This is a genomic window from Leminorella grimontii ATCC 33999 = DSM 5078 (assembly GCF_000439085.1).
Classification (GTDB): Bacteria; Pseudomonadota; Gammaproteobacteria; order Enterobacterales; family Enterobacteriaceae; genus Leminorella; species Leminorella grimontii.
On the sequence record NZ_KE392227.1, the window covers coordinates 1 to 18,363 of the forward strand.

An 18,363-nucleotide genomic window follows, 5' to 3' on the forward strand; every position below is an offset into this window, starting at 1 on the left:
TCCGTAGAAGGCTTGTCTTCGGTATTTGGGCGCAAATACTATGTGATATTTACAGTTCCATCGGGTATGCGCTAAGCTCTTTTCGTCCCCCATTGGGACCCCCTTTTGATTTCTTGTTTAACTTTTGCAGTTGCCAGACCGCAACATGTTTTAACAAATCAAAAGGGGTTTATATAACTGATTTAAAGCTGAAAGCTTTCCAGAACCCCCAGCCTAGCTGGGGGTTTTCTATATACAAAAAATACCCCGCCTTTCGGGCGGGGTATGGCGTTTACGCATTCGCGATATCGATATTACTCACCGTCAGAGTAAGAACGGCGGCGCGGAGTGCGAGGCGCACTGTCGCGATCCGACGGCTTGCGATCGCGCCCGCCGAAGGAGCGGCGATCGCCGCCTGAAGGACGACGATCGTTAAAACCGCCTTCGCGACCACCTTCACGACGGCCGCTTGGACGACGAGAGTCCCCTGCGGTGGCAGGCCCCATCAGCTGCATATTCAACGGCTTGTTGAGCACGCGCGTTTTGGTGAAGTGCGAAAGCAGCTCGGTCGGCATCCCTCTGGGCAGCTCGATCGTCGAGTGGGTAGCGTACAGCTTGATGTTGCCGATATAGCGGCTGCTGATGTCCCCTTCGTTAGCGATCGCACCGACCAGATGGCGAACTTCAACGCCGTCGTCGCGGCCAACTTCCACGCGGTACATGTCCATTTCGCCAACGTCGCGACGCTCGCGCTTGGGCGCGCTGTCGCGATCGCGTTCGCCACGCTCACGACGACCAAAGCGATCGTTATTGCGATCGTCACGTTCGCGAGGCTCGCGACGCGGACGACGGTCAACAGGCGCTTCCGGCGGCAGAATCAGCGGGCGTTCGCCCTGCGCCATTTTCAGCAGCGCTGCGGCCAGCGTCTCGATATCCTGCTCTTCCGCAGGCTGTAGTTTGGCCAGCAGAGCGCGATACTGATCCAGATCGCTGCTTTCCAGCTGCTGATTGACGCGCGCAGAGAACTTCTCCAGGCGACGCTTGCTCAGAAGCTCGTTGGCCGGCAGATCCACCTCAGGAATGGTAATCTTCATCGTACGCTCGATGTTACGCAGCAGCCGGCGTTCGCGGTTTTCCACAAACAGCAGCGCGCGACCGGCGCGACCGGCACGACCGGTACGGCCAATGCGGTGAACGTAGGATTCAGAATCCATCGGGATATCGTAGTTGACTACCAGGCTAATGCGCTCAACGTCCAAACCGCGAGCGGCGACGTCGGTTGCGATCAGAATATCCAGGCGGCCGTTCTTCAGCCTGTCCAGCGTTTGCTCGCGCAGCGTCTGGTTCATGTCGCCGTTGAGCGCGGCGCTGTTATAGCCGCTGCGCTCCAGCGCTTCGGCCACTTCCAGCGTGGCGTTTTTAGTGCGCACGAAGATGATGGCGGCGTCAAAGTCTTCCGCTTCCAGGAAGCGCACCAGCGCTTCGTTTTTACGCATGCCGTACACCGTCCAGTAGCTCTGGCTGATGTCAGGGCGGGTCACCACGTTAGACTGGATGCGGATCTCCTGCGGATCTTTCATGAAGCGGCGAGTGATGCGGCGAATCGCTTCCGGCATCGTCGCTGAGAACAGCGCGGTCTGATGCTCGGCCGGGATCTGCGCCATGATGGTCTCAACGTCTTCAATAAAGCCCATGCGCAGCATTTCGTCGGCTTCGTCCAGCACCAGCCCTTTCAGTTGGGACAGGTCCAGCGTGCCGCGCTTAAGGTGGTCTAAAAGACGCCCAGGCGTACCAACGACGATCTGCGGCCCCTGACGCAAAGCGCGCAGCTGTACGTCATAGCGCTGGCCGCCGTAAAGCGCAACCACGCGTACGCCGGACAGATGTTTAGCATAGTCGGTGCAGGCTTCCGCCACCTGAACCGCCAGCTCGCGGGTCGGGGCCAGTACAAGCACCTGCGGGCAAGACTGCTTAGGGTCAATGTTGTTTAAAAACGGCAGCGAAAAGGCGGCCGTTTTACCGCTGCCGGTCTGCGCCATGCCAAGCACGTCGCGACCTTCCAGCATGTGAGGAATACAGGCAGCCTGAATGGGGGAAGGTTTCTCAAACCCCAAATCCGCCAGCGCTTTTAATAACGGTTCTGATAAGCCTAAATCGGCAAAAGAGATTTCAATCTCAGACATATAAACAAGCCTCGTTGACAATAGCGGCCAGTCTACATACCTCATTGAAATGATACTCAGTCATTTTCATTTAAAAGTGTGAACCAGCTCAAATTGGATTAAAAAACGAACGGAAACGCCGCCCCGAGCACCATGTGCCGCCAGGCCGCGTTAACGCATTCGCCAGTCTATTTTTTATCCGATTCTGATAGGTCGTCTTGTTCTAACCCTAAAAGGGCTAATTCCAACAGCGCATAGCGGTTCTCAACAAAGTTGTGAACGTTGTTGGCTACCGCCAATTTGAACAACGCAACTGCGTTATTCTCATCCCCCAGACTTAGGTAGTGCTTACCTAAATAGAAGTCAGTTTCACTGAGATGCTCAGCGAGCGAAGTGTTATCCGTCGCTTCTTCCTGCAGGCGAGAGAGTAGCGTTTTTTCGCTAATCTTGCCGAGGTAGAATTCCACTATATTCCAGCCCCACGCTTTTCCGCGCTCAGCGTTGGCGTATCGCTCAGAGAGCGCTTTCATCGCCTTCGATGAGTTCAGTTCCCGCTCGATGAGGTAAAGCCACAGCGTGCGGAAAGGATCGTTGGGGTCGTCATGATAAAACGCCAGCAGATCATCTTGCGCCAACTCGTAACGACCGCCGTAATACAGGGCGATCCCACGGTTTAAACGCGCATAACTGTAAGTTGGATCAAGCTCTAAAACAGAATCAAACGCATCATAGGCGGCGTCGAAATTACCGCCCTGCGTCAGATATATCCCTAAGTAGTTAAACGCCTCTGGAATATCGGGACGAATCAGCAATGCCTGAGAAAAGTCATTGCGCGCCAGAGCCCGAAGGCCCAGGCTGTCAAACAGCACGCCGCGCTCATAAAGCAGCTGCGCGCGCTCGTCGCCCGATAGCACCTGACTCGCAAGGATCTGCTCCATGCGCGCCAGCATCACTTCCTGCTGCAGCGTAGGCTGCAGTGGAATTGCCAAAACGCCATATTTACGCCCTTCAAGGCTGCCGCATCCTGCAAGCAGGAGAGCCGTGGCAACGATGTAGCACCAGCGCAAAAGAGGCTTCATTTCAACTCCCGGAGACAAACATGGGATAGGCATCCTGCCTTCCACTTGCTTTTACACAAGAACACCCTGTCCCAGTCATACAACTCGACGCCCGTTAGCGTTACCGCCAACCGACGCCGCGTCATCATTTTTTGCGGCCCGAAGGCCGCCGCGTTACGACTACTCAGCAGCAGCCGGCGCGTCAGAAGCGGCCATCGCTTCTTTAATGCTCAGGCGAATACGGCCCTGGCGATCGACTTCCATCACCTTGATCTGTACTTCCTGACCCAGCTGCAGATAGTCGGACACTTTCTCTACGCGCTTGTCGGCGATTTGAGAAATGTGAACCAGGCCTTCTTTGCCGCCGACGATGGAAACGAATGCGCCGAAGTCAACGATGCGAGTAACCTTACCGGTATAGATACGGTTAACTTCTACGTCAGCCGTGATCTCTTCGATGCGGCGGATAGCATGCTTCGCCTTGTCGCCGTCGGTCGCCGCGATCTTCACTGTGCCATCGTCTTCGATCTCGATAGTCGTACCGGTTTCTTCCGTCAGCGCGCGGATAACGGCGCCGCCCTTACCGATAACGTCTTTGATCTTCTCAGGATTGATCTTGATAGTGTGGATACGCGGAGCGAACTCGGAAATATCGCCGCGCGGCGCAGAGATAGCCTGCTCCATCACGCTCAGAATGTGCAGACGCGCACCCTTGGCCTGATTCAGCGCGATCTTCATGATTTCGCGAGTGATGCCTTCGATCTTGATATCCATCTGCAGCGCGGAGATACCGTCACGGCTACCGGCAACTTTAAAGTCCATGTCGCCCAGGTGGTCTTCGTCACCCAGAATGTCTGACAGAACGACAAAGTTATCGCCTTCTTTTACCAGACCCATCGCGATACCGGCAACGGCCGCCTTAACGGGAACGCCTGCATCCATCAGCGCCAGAGAGGCGCCGCACACGGAGGCCATGGAAGAAGAACCGTTGGATTCGGTGATTTCAGACACAACGCGTACGGTGTACGGGAACTCTTCCTGACTCGGCATCACGGCCAGAACGCCGCGCTTAGCCAAACGGCCGTGACCAATTTCGCGACGCTTCGGAGAACCCACCATACCGGTTTCCCCTACGGAGTACGGAGGGAAGTTGTAGTGGAACAGGAAGCTGTCGGTGCGTTCGCCGGTCAGTTCGTCGATGTTTTGCGCGTCGCGAGCGGTACCCAGCGTCGCGACGACCAGCGCCTGAGTTTCACCGCGGGTGAACAGCGCAGAACCGTGAGTGCGAGGCAGTACGCCGGTGCGAACGTCCAGGCCGCGGATCATGTCTTTTTCACGACCGTCAATGCGCGGTTCACCGCGAAGCACGCGGCTGCGAACGATGTTTTTCTCAATGCTGCCCAGCATATCGCCGATTTCGTCGCCGTTAAGGGTCGCATCTTCAGCCAACAGCGCCGCAATAACGTCTGCTTTGATAACGTCGATTTGCGCATAGCGCTCTTGCTTGTCGGTAATGCGGTAAGCGTCGCTCAGGCGGCCGTTAGCCAGCGCGTCAACGCGAGCGTACAGCGCCTGGTTGGTTTGCGGCGCCTGCCAGTTCCACTTAGGCTTGCCGGCTTCGGCCACCAGCGCTTTGATATTGTTGATAACGACCTGCTGCTGCTCGTGACCGAACATTACGGCACCCAGCATTTGTTCTTCGCTCAGAAGCGCGGCTTCTGATTCAACCATCAGCACTGCGCTTTCGGTACCGGCAACAACCAGATCCAGCTGGCTTTCTTTCAGCTCGTCCATCGTCGGGTTCAGCACGTAGCTGCCGTTGATGTAGCCAACGCGAGCGGCGCCGATCGGGCCGTTGAACGGAACGCCGGACAGGCTCAGCGCGGCAGAGGCGCCAATCATGGCGACGATGTCAGGGCTAACCTGAGGGTTAACGGATACAACCGTCGCAATAACCTGAACTTCATTCAGGAAGCCGTCGGCGAACAGAGGACGGATTGGGCGGTCGATAAGGCGGGCAATCAGCGTTTCGCCTTCGCTTGGACGACCTTCACGACGGAAGAAGCCGCCAGGGATGCGGCCAGCCGCGTAAGTACGCTCCTGATAGTTAACGGTCAGAGGGAAGAAGTCCTGACCTTCTTTCATTTTTTTCGCCGCTACGACGGTAACAAACACCGCCGTACCTTCGATATTAACCATAACTGCGGCAGTAGCCTGACGGGCCATCATGCCGGTTTCTAACGTAACGGTATGTTGACCGTACTGAAATTGACGAACAATCGGATTTAACAAACTGTGTTCCTTTTTTAATCTGAAGCTCGGAGTTCATTACCTGCGAGCGACTATTAACAACATCTTCCGAGTGCATCCTCACGACTAATGAAAGCGCTATCGCGCCTTTAAAGTACAGTTCTTGAGATAAGGTGGAAGAAACTGACTTAAACAACGCTTTCATTAGCCGCGCAACGCTGCACCGGAAAAACCCAAAATCGAACTATTATGATACTGCTTATTACTATCTAATCATAGAAGAAAGGGGCCAAATCGGCCCCTTTCCCCTGAAACTCGTCGGACTTAGCGACGCAGGCCTAGGCTTGCGATCAGTTGAGCGTAACGAGCGTTGTCTTTACGCTTCAGGTAGTCCAGCAGCTTACGACGCTGAGATACCATACGCAGCAGACCACGACGGCTGTGGTGATCTTTCTTGTGCTCGGCAAAGTGACCCTGCAGGTGGTTAATTTGTGCGGTCAGCAGGGCAACCTGAACTTCCGGTGAACCACTGTCGTTCGCGCCACGACCATACTCTGCAACGATTTTAGCTTTTGCTTCAACGCTTAGAGACATTCTAAACTCCACTTCTATTTTGACTATAAAAAACAGGCGCCGATCTCTAATTCAGCCACCCAATACATAAGCCGACGTATTCTACTCCTCTCCCTTTAAAATCGCAAGTAACAAGCTATTGATGTAAGGAATAAACAGCTAAACAGTTAAAAAATTGCTAAAGGAAGAAGAGTGCTGCGCTAAGCCGTTTTTTCTTAACTTATTAACTATAGACAATATATAAAAACGCGGCGTAAAAGTGGGGAAAAATATCCGTAAACTACTTTCCATTATAAAGAGAAGTCAGTATCATCAACCCTTCGAAGCCCTATGGCAGAAGGATGCCATCTTAATTCAGGCTTCTACCATTGGATAAAATTCAAATAAATAAAGGACGCGGATGAACCACCTTGGTTCCTCCTAATATCTCCCCTAAGGAAAGAGAAACATACCATGACCGATCAACAAGAGCCCCGTAACCCCTATACTCCCCCTGAAGCAAGCGTTAGCGACGTTTCGGTCGTTCTGGACGAAGGCAATGAATCCTTTGTTCCTGGCGGTCAGGCCGTACCCGCTGGCGTTGGCGTAAACTGGATTAGCGACGCTTGGAATCTGATTAAGCCTAAGTTAGGCATGTGGATCCTAATGGGCATCATTCTGCTTGGCATCCTGATGGTTATTCAGTTCATTCCGCTGGTTAGCCTGCTGTCTTCCGTTATCATGCCTATTTTCGTTGGCGGCATTATCACCCTGTGTGAAAAGCAGCGTACAACGGGTGAATTTGACCTCGGCCTGATGTTCTCCGGCTTCCAGAACAACCTTGGTAGCCTGATCGGCGTCGGCGCCGTGATGTTCGGCATCACCATTCTTGCCGTTATCGTTATGTTTATCGTCGGCGGCAGCGCGATGCTGGGCCTGGCGATGGCTGGCAACGGCGGAGATCCGTCAATGGCGCTGGCTGGCGCGAGCGGCGGTATGATGTTCCTTTCTTTCATACTGATGTTCGCTATTATCATGTTCGGCTATGCGCTGACCTGGTTTGCTCCTGCGCTTATCGTTGTTCACAAGCTGCCTTTGGGCCAGGCTCTCTCCATGAGCCTTTCCGCCGTGAAGAAAAACCTGCTGCCTGGCTTGGTGTATTTCATCGTCATCAGCATCATCATGATTGTCGCCTCAATTCCGTTCTTCCTGGGGTTGCTGGTCGCCATGCCGCTGATGCTGGCCACTTACCACTCCAGCTATCGCAGTCTGTTTATCGTTAAAAGCTAATTATTCAGGAACAAAGCCGGGCCTAGCCCGGCTTTTTTAAAGCAATAGTTATGCTTGATACCGTACGTGACGTTACCACGCCTGAGCTGATTGAAATTCAGCTCCATCCTGCGGGCTTTTTGTCCCGCGGCTTCGCCTTTTTTATCGACACGCTTATTCGCTGGGCCATTATCGCCATTTTGTCTATTCCTGCCCTGTTCATGGGTAAAATGGGGATCGGCATCGGCCTTATCGTTTTATTCCTTATTGAATGGTTCTATCCGGTATTCTTTGAGGTGCTGTTTAACGGCAGAACGCCGGGCAAGCGCCTGGCCGGACTCAAGGTTTTACACGACAACGGTACGCCGGTAGGACTCAGCGCGTCGATTATTCGCAACTTTCTGCGCTTCGCCGACTTTCTGCCGCTGTGTTACCTGTTTGGCCTGCTGTCAATGCTTATCAATAAGGAGTTCCGCCGTCTGGGAGACATCGTAGCCGGAACTATTGTTGTCTACAGCGTGCCGCCGACCTCCTATTTCAACGTTCCTCAGGCGCCGCCGCTTCAGCCGGACCTTCCGCTATCCAGAGAAACGCAAAAGGCCGTGGTCTCTTTTGCCGGACGCTCCTCAAGCCTGACCGGGCCGCGTCAGGAGGAGCTCGCATCGCTTCTACCCACGCTTTCCAAGCCGGAGGGCAGTGAGGTTCAGGGAGCAGCCAGGCTGATTGGCATCGCCAACTTTCTAATAGGCCGGAAACCATGAAGCAGACAAGTTTTGAAGCTATTCATGAAGCCGAGTGGGCAGAATTCGAAGGCTGGCTGGCCCGTAAACTGGCAAATGCATCCAGCGCCAACCGCACGGCAACATCGGCGTTTCCCGACTATGACATGCCGTCCCGCTACCGCAATATCTGCCAGCACTTGGCGATTGCCCGCGATCGCGGCTATAGCCTGCTTCTTATCGACCGGCTTCACGCTATGGTGCAGCAGGGGCACGACGTGCTTTATCGCGCCAACAGCGGCATCAGCCAGAGAATGTATGACTATGCCGTCGGCGGATTCGCCGCAGACCTGCGCGCTAACCTGCGCTGGGTAATGCTGTCATTTATGCTGATTGCGCTGCCCTGGATAGCCATGATGGTGATAATCCGAATTTGGCCGGATTTCGTCTTCGTCGTCATGCCTCAGGACACCGTATACTCGCTGGACGCCATGTACAGCGATGAAGACGCGTTTGACTATGGTTCCAGCATCTTCCGAGAAGCGGGCTCCAACTGGATGATGTTCGGCTTTTATATTTACAACAACATCAGCATCGCCTTTCGCGCCTTCGCCGGAGGCGTTTTGGCCGGCATCGGTACGGTGTACACGCTTATATTTAACGGCATTCACATGGGCGCAGCGGAAGCGCGGTTGATTAATATCGGCGCAGGCCGCAACTTCTACTCTTTCGTCAGCGGGCATTCGGCCTTTGAAATAGGCGGCATCATTATTGCCGGCGCCACTGGCCTAAAGCTCGGCTGGAGCCTGATTGCCCCCGGCAGACTAACGCGCCTGGACGCGCTGCGGATAGCCGGGCGCTCGGTGCTTGGGCTTATCTGCGGCAGCGGCGTCATGCTGCTTATCGCCGCCATGATTGAGGCCTTTTGGTCGCCGCACAACTTCCCCTTCGCCTTAAAGATTGGCGTCGGCATTTTCAACCTGCTGCTGATCCTGGCCTACTTTACCTTTACGGGGCGACGTCATGCAGCTTGAAAAACTCGCTATTTCGCTTCGCCCCCGCCACCCGAACGAGGCGATAGACCTGGGCATCCGCATGGCGATGCACTGGTTCAAACCGCTGTACGGCGCCTGGTTTTGCCTGGCCCTGCCGACGGCGCTCCTGCTATTCGTTCTGGGCCGCTGGCTGGACATGAGCTATTGGGCCATCAGCTTTATGATTTGGTGGATAAAGCCCGCGTGGGACAGAATGGCGGTTTTCGTCATGGCTCGCGTCGTCTTTGGCGAAGCGCCTACGCTCTATCAGTGCGTAAAGGCGATCCCCACCCTGCTGTTTAAAACCAAGCTTATTCGCGCCTTAACCTGGGCTCGCTTCACGCCCTATCGCTCTTTGACGCTGCCGATAGACGTTCTGGAGGGCGTTAAAGGGCCGGTAGCCCGCGCGCGCAGGCGAGCCGTCTCAAGCTATATCGGCTTTAACGCCATGGTGCTGACGTTCGCCGGGGTGATAATAGAGACGCTGTTCCCGATTTGCGTTATGGCCCTGTTGGTCATGCTCTCTGTGGACGGCAGCACGCTCGCTCCGGACGTTTCGCTTAATATCTGGGATTATCTGACAAACGATTTTTCTCTCATGGACCTGTGCATCTATTCTCTGGGCATGCTGCTGTGGGAACCTGTCTACGTCACTGCCGGGTTCGCGCTTTATTTAAAGCGCAGAAGCGACATCGAGGCCTGGGATCTGGAGCTGCGCTTTCGCAATATTGAGAAAAAGCACCGCGCAACGCCTACCGCGCTGTTTGGCCTGATATTGGCCGTGGCTTCCGTCGGGCTGTTTGGCTATGCCGACGGCGCCGTCGCGGCAACGACAGCGGACGCTTCGCGCCAACAGGCCATCGAGAAAGCGCCGCAAACGCTGCAGGACATACTCAAACAGCCGGAATACGGCGGCAAAACCACCAAGAGAACGCCCAAGCTGCCTGAGTTTAGCGCTAAAGAAAAAAAGAAGGAAAAGCCGAAAGAGAAGCCCCGTAAGGACTACTCGTCGTCGACCTCCTCCGGCTTTGCCGGCGTTAGTCAGGGCGCACTGTGGATCCTGCTTGCCCTGACGGTAGCCGCGCTGCTTTACGTCATCATCGTGCGCCTGCCGGTGATAAGAGGGCGGTCCAAGGTAGACTACCAGCCGCCGATTCAAATCGCCGGCCTCGACATTCAGCCTGAATCATTACCGAAAAACATCGCTGAAGTGGCGCTGAAGATGATCCGTGAAGGCGATCTTCGCGCGGCGCTCAGCCTGCTGTTTAGAGGCTCGCTGTCGGTACTGGCGCACCGGGACCGCATCGTCTTTCGCTCATCGGATACCGAGCAGGACTGCATTCGGCGCGTCAAGCGCAGCGAACACCCCAGCAGCGAATTCTTTGTCCGACTGACTCGCCTGTGGCTGGCCCAGGCCTACGCCCACAGAGCGCCGGACGTCATGGAATTGGAACGGCTGTGCCTTGAGTGGCCAACGCACTACGATCACCAGTCTCAGTGGGAGGCCAGCTAACCTATGTCCGCTGAAAAAAATCCTGTTGGAAAAAGTAAAGTCGGTGCGTCCCTTGGCGTTATTCTCGCCATCGTGCTGGGATTTCTGGTGACTATCTCCGTACTCCTGTACCAAAAGCTTGAGTGGGTAGAGCAGGAGGTTGACCTTCCTCCCAGCCTCAAGGTGTTGACCAACCGCTACTACACGGCGGAGCAGCTTCTGGTGAAGTCCGACTATAAGGTCCGCCACGCTAACGACGGCTTCGTGTTGGACAAGCTGCCGCCGCAGGCGACGCTGGTGCTGTTCAATACGTCGGTGCTTAAAGACAAAGGCCAGAGAAGCAAGCTTGTCTCTTGGGTAGAAAAAGGCGGCCATCTGGTGCTGTCCCCCCGCGTGGATGAAAACAGCACCGAGCTGTTTGACCTGATATACGTTTACGTCAAGGGCGCCTACTGTGAGGATGACGACAAGTCGTGTCAGCGCAAGCTAAAGGCCAAGCGAGAAGCGCTGGAAGAGAGCGATGCCTCTTCGGATGGCGCATTGGATACGCCGAAAGAAACCAAGCCCGCATCAACCGCCGGCATGACTATCCAATTTGAGGGCGACAGCCTGAACGCCGATCTGGCGAGCACCCAGCGTTTCTACGTAGACAGGGACTCAGAGGAAAGCGTCGTCGAAGCCGACAACAGCGACTGGGAAGTCATCAGTCGGTTTAAGGTTAAAAAGGGCAAGGTAACGATAGTGCCGCTGGAGCTTTTCTCCAACTCCGCCATCAAGCGCTACGACCACGGCAAGCTCTGGCTGCATGTGACGACGCTGCCCGGCAGAGACGACACCGTTTATCTGGTGCGCTATATCTCATTTCCCAACCTGATTCACTGGCTGTCGGACAAAGCGCCGTACACGCTGCTGGCGCTGATACTGTGTATTTTGCTTATCCTTTGGCGACACGTTCCTCGCTTCGGCGCGCTGATTCCAACGCCGCCGCCGGTACGCCCGAGCCTGACGGAGCACCTGAAGGCGGTCGCCGCCTTCCTGCTCAGAAACCGTAACTATAACCGGCTGCTAGGCAACCTTCGGGAAGAAACGCTGCAGCTGTTGCAGCCGCTCAAGATCCACTATCCCGGCAGCCGCAGCGATGCCGAACTGCTTGCGCAGCTCACGCAGTACGACATTGACCTTATCACTCAGGCTTTTGAAACCAACGTTCAACAGCTCAATGAATTTACCCAGCATGCTCAAACGCTTTGCGGGCTTATCGATCGTTTAAACGCACTGCAGCGCAGCGCGAGTAGGAGATTTAACTATGGAATATAGCTCTACCGACAGTTTCTTTAGCGACGCAACGCTTCCTGTAGCTTCCACGCCCGCTGTTCCAACCACGCCGCAGGAAGCGGGCGAAGTCGTACAGCAAATTAAAAGCCAGATCCACCGCGTGTTTGTCGGTCAGGAGCAGGTAGTAGAGCAGATACTCTGCGCACTGCTGGCCGGCGGTCACGTTCTGCTGGAAGGCGTACCCGGACTGGGAAAGACGCTGTTGGCCAAGGCGCTGGCTCAGGCGTGCGGCTGTCAGTCATCGCGCATTCAGTTTACGCCGGACCTGATGCCGGCGGACGTCACCGGCCACATGTTCTACGACACCAAGGCAACGGAGTTCATCATTCGCCGGGGCCCGGTATTCGCAAACCTGGTACTGGCGGACGAAATCAACCGCGCACCGGCAAAAACTCAGGCAGCCCTGCTGGAAGTGATGCAGGAAGGCCAGGTTACCATTGAGGGCGAAACGCTGATGCTTGAGCCGCCTTTCCTGGTTATCGCCACCCAAAACCCGATTGAACAGGACGGCACCTATGCCCTGCCGGAAGCGCAGCTGGACCGTTTCCTCCTGCACGCAGTTATTGACTACCCGACCGAAGCCGAAGAGCGCGATCTGATCGCCGCCATCACCTTTGAGCGCGTCGGCGATCGTCTGGACGTAGAAAATGTCGCCACGGTCGCCAGCCAAGAAGCGATCGTCGCGCTACAGAAAATCACCGCCTCCGTGCGGGTTGACGACAGCGTGCTGGACTACGCGCTGCGCATCGTGCGGGCAACCCGCAACTGGCCGGGCATCGCTACAGGCGCAGGGCCGCGCGGCGGCATCGCGCTTATCCGCATCGCCCGTGCCAGCGCTATCCTTGACGGCCGCGACTTCGTTACGCCGGACGACGTGAAGCAGCGCGCCCTGGCGACGCTCCGCCACCGCATCGCGCTTTCACCGGACGCCGAGATCGAAGGCCTGACGGAAGAGCATATTATTAATCGCCTGCTGGAACAGGTAGAGGCGCCGCGCAGATGATTCTGCCATCCAACCGGCTGCTGACTATCGGCGGGGTCTGGTTTGTTGCCTCCATCCCCGCCGCGATAGCCCCCGCCTTGCTTCCGCTCTGGCTGGCGCTGGGCGTCGCGCTGCTGTTGGTCGTGACGCTGGACGCCGCGCGTCTGGTGCGCCAGCCGCTTCCGGAAATACGGCGAGAAGTCGCGGGCAGCCTGCCACAGGCGGTATGGAGCGACGTAAAGTTATACCTGACGACGAGCGTGCCCGCCGGGCAACGTATCCAAATCAAAGACAGCCCGCCGGAAAAATGCGAATACAACGACGGCACTGTCGATACGCGGTTAATTCCCGGCCAGCAGGCGGAAATCGCCTATAGGATCCGTCCCCTGATGCGAGGTGACCTGTCGTTCGAACAGGCGCACCTGCGCCTTGAGTCGCCCTGGCGCCTCTGGCAGCGACAGGCGTGGATTGGCGAGCGGCAAAAGGTCAGCGTTTACCCCAACTTTGCTCCCATTACCCAGATGGCGCTTCAAACGACCATGACGCAGGTCGGTATGGGATTCCACAAGTTTCGCAAACGCGGTCAGGGCATGGAGTTCGAACAGCTGAGGGAGTATCGCAGCGGCGATTCCCTTCGCCAGATCGACTGGAAGGCCACGACCCGCATGCGCAAAATGATCTCCCGCGAGTATCAAGACGAGCGCAACCAGCGGATTTTCATCATGCTGGACTGCGGCCGCCGCATGGGTGCCGGCGAAGGGGAACTCACCCACTTCGATCACACGCTGGACGCGGTCCTGCTGCTTTCCTACGTCGGGCTGCGCTACGGCGATTCCGTCGGGCTGATGAGCTTTGGCGGACCGGAGAGGCACCTGCCGCCCGTTCGTTCGGTTAACGCCATTAACCGCGTGCTGCACGAAATTTACGATCTGCAGCCCACGCTTTCCAGCAGCGATTTTGAAACTGCGGCGCAGTCGTTGGTCAGCCGCGAACGCAAGCGCTCTCTGGTAGTGCTGTTCACCAATCTGCGCGACGAAGATGAGCAAAGCCTGTTAGGCGCGGTCAGGCTGCTCGGCAAACGCCATTTGGTGTTAGTCGCTAGCCTGCGCGAAGCAGAGTTGGACGAAGCGGCCGGGTTGCCGATAAACAGCGCACAGGACGCGGCTTTGCGCGCTACCGCCGCGAGCTATCAGGCCAGACGCAAAGCGGTGCTGGCGCGCCTGCGCAACGCGGGCGTTCTCTGTCTGGACGTTCAGCCGAAGGAGCTGGCGGTAGAAAGCGTTAACCGCTATTTGGCGATTAAGGCAGCGGGCAGGCTGTAAATGAATCAGCCGTGAGGCGGCCGACATAATTAAAAAGGGGAACGAATCACGTTCCCCTTTTTACATTCCGGCCAGACGCAAGCGGCATCAGTCGTTCATCGCCGGATCGACCACCAGACGGCGCGGCGCGACCATGCCGTCGTCGTTAATCTGCCCTACGCCGATAAACTCTCTTTCTTCACCGACCGTCAGGCGGACCATGCCGCTTTTCGGCGCTTCGGCGACGCGGACGGCCTGGCCCTGTTTAACATAGCCGCCAACGCTCGGCAGCAGGTTAACCTCAGGGAAATCCTCGACCGCAGTGTCCATCGGCAGCAGCAGTGGGTCCAGCAGCTCGGCCAGCGGACGTTCCTCCGTCTGAGCCTGCGCAACCAGCGCTTCAAGCTGCGCCAGCGTCACCATTCTGTCGGCAGGATAGCGGGCCACGTTCAGCCTGCGCAGATAAATCACGTGGGCGCCGCAGCCAAGCATTTCGCCAAGATCGTCAACGATCGTGCGAATGTAGGTGCCCTTGGAGCAGTGCACTTCAAGCTCCAGTTCGTTATCCTGCCAGCGGATGAGCGTCAGCTCATAGACGGTAATATTTCGAGCCTCGCGCTCAATCTCGATGCCCTGACGCGCGTACTCGTACAGCGGCCTACCCTGATGCTTCAGCGCGGAATACATCGAAGGCACCTGTTTTATCTCGCCGCGAAACCCTTCAAGCGCTTCATCCAACCGGGAGGCGTTAAAGGCAATCGGACGTTCTTCGACCACTTCACCGTCGGAATCGGAGGTGTTGGTTCTCTGCCCCAGACGGGCAATCACGCGATAGCGCTTGTCCGCATCCAGCAGGAACTGGGAAAACTTGGTCGCTTCTCCTAGGCAAATCGGCAGCATGCCGGTCGCCAGAGGATCCAGCGCGCCGGTATGCCCCGCCTTATTGGCCTGATAAAGGCGCTTTACCTTTTGAAGAATGTCGTTCGAGCTGGCGCCCGTAGGCTTATCCAGCAGCAGCACGCCGTGAACGTCGCGACCGCGACGGCGAGGACGGCCCATTACGCCTCGCCCTCGTCGCCATCGGCGGCGGCGCGGCGCTCTTTATCATTCTTCACGACGTTGCTGACCAGGTTAGACATCCTCATGCCTTCAACCAGCGAGTTGTCGTAGGCAAAGGTCAGTTCAGGAATAACGCGCAGGCGCATTGCTTTGCCCAGCAAAGAGCGGATAAAGCCGCTGGCGTCAGTCAACCCTTCAAGGCCCGCTTTGATCGACGCTTCGTCGTTATCGTTCAGAAACGTGACGAACACTTTGGCATAGGCTAAATCGCGGGAAACCTCTACGCCGGAAACTGTCGCCATGCCGATGCGCGGATCTTTCACTTCTCGCTGAAGAATGATTGCGATCTCTTTTTGCATCTCTTGCGCAACGCGCTGAGTACGGCTGAATTCTCTCGCCATAATAATTCCTCCAAAAATAAGGGGGCATAACCGCCCCCTAATAATGCAATGTCGGCTCGGCTATGGAAGCCGGGCGCTAGCCTTCGAGCGTTAAGCGATAGTACGCTGAACTTCGATGACTTCAAACACTTCGATGATGTCGCCCACGCGGACGTCATTGTAGTTCTTCACGCCGATACCACATTCCATACCGTTGCGGACTTCGTTAGCGTCATCTTTAAAGCGGCGCAGGGATTCCAGCTCGCCCTCATAGATAACAACGTTGTCGCGCAGTACGCGAATCGGGTTGTGACGCTTCACTACGCCTTCCGTAACCATACAGCCGGCAATAGCGCCAAACTTCGGAGAACGGAATACGTCGCGCACTTCGGCCAGGCCGATAATCTGCTGCTTGTATTCAGGTGACAGCATGCCGCTCATCGCCTGCTTCACTTCATCAATCAAGTCATAGATGACGGAGTAGTAGCGCAGATCCAGGTTTTCGGCCTCGATAACCTTACGCGCAGACGCGTCGGCACGGACGTTAAAGCCCAGAATGATAGCGTTGGACGCCGCGGCCAGCGTAGCGTCGGTTTCAGTGATGCCGCCCACGCCGGAGCCGACAATTTTCACCTTCACTTCATCGGTAGACAGTCGCAGCAGAGATTCAGTGATCGCTTCCGCAGAGCCCTGTACGTCTGCCTTCAGTACGATATTCAGTTCGGCGACGTCGCCTTCTTCCATGTTGGCAAACATGTTCTCCAGCTTGGACTTCTGCTGGCGAGCCAGTTTGACTTCACGGAATTTGCCCTGGCGATACAGCGCCACTTCACGCGCCTTCTTCTCGTCGCGTACGACGGTTGCTTCGTCGCCTGCGGCCGGTACGGCCGACAGCCCGAGAATCTCAACCGGAATAGACGGACCGGCTTCGGTAATTTCTCGACCCAGTTCGTCGCGCATCGCGCGCACTCGACCGTATTCGAACCCGCACAGAACGATATCGCCCTTGTGCAGAGTACCTTCCTGAACCAGTACGGTAGCAACAGGACCGCGCCCCTTATCGAGGAACGACTCAATCACTACGCCGCTGGCCATGCCGTCGCGAACGGCCTTCAGTTCAAGCACTTCAGCCTGCAGCAGAATAGCGTTCAGCAGGTCGTCGATACCCGTTCCGGCTTTGGCCGATACGGGAATAAACTGAGTTTCGCCGCCCCACTCTTCCGGCAGAACGTCGCGCTGAGCCAGCTCGTTTTTAACTCTGTCGAGATCCGCTTCCGGCTTATCGATTTTGTTAACGGCTACGACTAACGGCACCTTGGCCGCCTTGGCGTGCTGGATAGCTTCGATGGTCTGAGGCATCACGCCGTCGTCGGCTGCGACAACCAGAACCACGATATCCGTCGCCTGAGCGCCGCGAGCACGCATAGAGGTAAACGCGGCGTGGCCCGGGGTATCCAGGAAGGTGATCATACCGTTGTCGGTTTCAACGTGGTATGCGCCGATGTGCTGGGTAATACCGCCCGCTTCGCCAGAGGCCACCTTCGTTGAACGAATGTAGTCCAGCAGCGAGGTTTTACCGTGGTCAACGTGACCCATGATGGTAACAACCGGTGCGCGAGGCTCCAGCGCCGCATCGGTATCGCGATCGCTCATCAGCGCTTCTTCCAGCTCGTTTTCACGACGCAGAATCACCTTGTGGCCCATCTCTTCGGCCACCAGCTGCGCGGTTTCCTGATCGATAACCTGGTTGATCGTCGCCATAGCGCCAAGCTTCATCATGGTTTTAATAACCTGAGAGCCCTTGACTGCCATCTTGTTGGCAAGTTCGGCTACCGTAATGGTTTCACCGATGATGACGTCGCGGTTAACGACCTGAGCCGGCTTGTTAAAGCTGTGCTGCAGCGAACTTGGCTTACGCTTGCCCTTACCGCCGCGAGTCGCCGCGCGGGCTTCTTCACGATCGGCCTTGGATTCGGAAAGCTTGTTGCCCTTCTTGGCGCGACCGGACTTGCCGCCGCGTGAACGACGTTCGCCTTCGACCTTACGGTCATTTTCATCTTCCGCTTCGCGCGCGTGGTGAGAGGTCGTCACGTGATAGTCGGTGGTATCCTCTTCCTGTGCGGGAGCTGCCCAGTTGGCCTCATTCTCTGCGGCCATGCGACGAGCCTCTTCCGCTACGCGATGAGCGTCCGCTTCGACCTTACGGCGAGTTTCCTCTTCTACCTTGCGCTTAAGCTCGGCAGCTTCCGCTTCGCGACGAGCCTTTTCGCTCTGTTCAGCTGAAACCTTTTCCGTCTTCGCCGGAGCCGGTTTAGCGTTCGCTACCGCTTTAGCCTTGTCTTCCTCGGATTTTTTCTCTGCCGCTTCGCGCTTGGCTTTTTCTTCCGCTTCGCGCTTAGCCTTCTCTTCGGCTTCACGCTTGGCTTTTTCTTCCGCCTCGCGACGAGCCTGTTCTTCAGCTTCGCGCTTGGCCTGTTCTTCCGCTTCGCGGGCTTCCTGCGAATCACGGTTTACGTAGGTGTGCTTCTTACGCACCTCAATCTGAACGGACTTATTCTTTCCGCCGGTGCTTGGGATGCTCAGCGTGCTGCGCGTTTTGCGCTGCAGCGTCAGCTTGGCCGGCGCGCTACCCTTGTTAAGGTGCGCCAACAGCGTTTCTTTTTCCTGCTGCGTCACAGAGTCTGCGGCAGATTTCTTGATGCCCGCATCAGCAAACTGCTGTAACAGGCGATCTACCGGAGTTTGGATCTCCGCGGCCAGCGATTTTACGGTTACTTCTTCTGACATGCTG

Annotated in this window: 16 protein-coding genes; 7 read left to right on the top strand and 9 right to left on the bottom strand. The window is 56.4% G+C overall.

Annotated features, from left to right (window positions below; translation table 11 throughout):
- The 6 genes from G544_RS21925 to rpsO all read right to left on the bottom strand — a co-directional run.
- The coding region (locus G544_RS21925; protein WP_170943895.1) for a transposase at nt 1-93 on the bottom strand (93 nt) is incomplete at its 3' end.
- A 200-nt stretch (nt 94-293) separates the two neighbouring features.
- The gene (locus G544_RS0118880) at nt 294-2,162 is read right to left on the bottom strand and encodes a DEAD/DEAH family ATP-dependent RNA helicase (protein ID WP_027276022.1); all 1,869 of its coding nucleotides are present in this window, start codon (nt 2,160-2,162) and stop codon (nt 294-296) included.
- Nucleotides 2,155-2,232, bottom strand: coding sequence for a protein YrbN (yrbN, locus tag G544_RS22795; protein ID WP_134389279.1), 78 nt, complete (start codon nt 2,230-2,232; stop codon nt 2,155-2,157). Before yrbN ends, G544_RS0118880 begins: the two co-directional genes overlap by 8 nt.
- A gap of 97 nt (nt 2,233-2,329) precedes the next feature.
- Entirely contained in the window at nt 2,330-3,220 is an 891-nt protein-coding gene (gene nlpI, locus G544_RS0118885) for a lipoprotein NlpI (protein WP_027276023.1), read from the bottom strand.
- A 159-nt stretch (nt 3,221-3,379) separates the two neighbouring features.
- Complete coding sequence (pnp, locus tag G544_RS0118890) at nt 3,380-5,491, bottom strand: polyribonucleotide nucleotidyltransferase (RefSeq protein ID WP_027276024.1); 2,112 nt, start codon at nt 5,489-5,491, stop codon at nt 3,380-3,382.
- Between the two features lie 282 nt (nt 5,492-5,773).
- On the bottom strand, nt 5,774-6,043 hold the full coding sequence (gene rpsO, locus G544_RS0118895) for a 30S ribosomal protein S15 (RefSeq protein ID WP_027276025.1): 270 nt from the start codon (nt 6,041-6,043) through the stop codon (nt 5,774-5,776).
- A gap of 432 nt (nt 6,044-6,475) precedes the next feature.
- Here rpsO and G544_RS21100 point away from each other — a divergent pair, with 432 nt between their 5' ends.
- The 7 genes from G544_RS21100 to G544_RS0118930 are packed head-to-tail and all read left to right on the top strand — an operon-like array spanning nt 6,476 to nt 14,154.
- Complete coding sequence (locus tag G544_RS21100) at nt 6,476-7,291, top strand: BPSS1780 family membrane protein (RefSeq protein WP_071783431.1); 816 nt, start codon at nt 6,476-6,478, stop codon at nt 7,289-7,291.
- Nucleotides 7,292-7,341: 50 nt separating this feature from the next.
- Entirely contained in the window at nt 7,342-8,031 is a 690-nt protein-coding gene (locus G544_RS0118905) for an RDD family protein (RefSeq protein WP_036024658.1), read from the top strand.
- Nucleotides 8,028-9,023, top strand: coding sequence for a stage II sporulation protein M (locus G544_RS0118910; protein ID WP_027276027.1), 996 nt, complete (start codon nt 8,028-8,030; stop codon nt 9,021-9,023). Before G544_RS0118905 ends, G544_RS0118910 begins: the two co-directional genes overlap by 4 nt.
- Nucleotides 9,013-10,536: a DUF4129 domain-containing protein gene (locus G544_RS0118915; protein WP_027276028.1), complete on the top strand. Its 1,524-nt coding sequence runs from the start codon at nt 9,013-9,015 to the stop codon at nt 10,534-10,536. Before G544_RS0118910 ends, G544_RS0118915 begins: the two co-directional genes overlap by 11 nt.
- 3 nt (nt 10,537-10,539) lie before the next feature.
- On the top strand, nt 10,540-11,832 hold the full coding sequence (locus tag G544_RS0118920; protein WP_027276029.1) for a DUF4350 domain-containing protein: 1,293 nt from the start codon (nt 10,540-10,542) through the stop codon (nt 11,830-11,832).
- Complete coding sequence (locus tag G544_RS0118925; protein WP_051155841.1) at nt 11,822-12,853, top strand: AAA family ATPase; 1,032 nt, start codon at nt 11,822-11,824, stop codon at nt 12,851-12,853. The genes G544_RS0118920 and G544_RS0118925 overlap by 11 nt, the downstream gene beginning before the upstream one ends.
- Complete coding sequence (locus tag G544_RS0118930) at nt 12,850-14,154, top strand: DUF58 domain-containing protein (RefSeq protein WP_051155842.1); 1,305 nt, start codon at nt 12,850-12,852, stop codon at nt 14,152-14,154. The genes G544_RS0118925 and G544_RS0118930 overlap by 4 nt, the downstream gene beginning before the upstream one ends.
- An 87-nt stretch (nt 14,155-14,241) precedes the next feature.
- Here G544_RS0118930 and truB read toward each other — a convergent pair whose 3' ends face one another.
- The 3 genes from truB to infB form a co-directional block, all read right to left on the bottom strand.
- A complete protein-coding gene (gene truB / locus G544_RS0118935) occupies nt 14,242-15,192 on the bottom strand; it encodes a tRNA pseudouridine(55) synthase TruB (RefSeq protein ID WP_027276032.1) in 951 nt (316 codons plus the stop codon).
- Complete coding sequence (rbfA, locus tag G544_RS0118940; RefSeq protein WP_027276033.1) at nt 15,192-15,593, bottom strand: 30S ribosome-binding factor RbfA; 402 nt, start codon at nt 15,591-15,593, stop codon at nt 15,192-15,194. The genes truB and rbfA overlap by 1 nt, the downstream gene beginning before the upstream one ends.
- A gap of 90 nt (nt 15,594-15,683) precedes the next feature.
- Entirely contained in the window at nt 15,684-18,359 is a 2,676-nt protein-coding gene (infB, locus tag G544_RS0118945) for a translation initiation factor IF-2 (RefSeq protein ID WP_027276034.1), read from the bottom strand.
- Between the last annotated feature and the right edge of the window lie 4 nt (nt 18,360-18,363).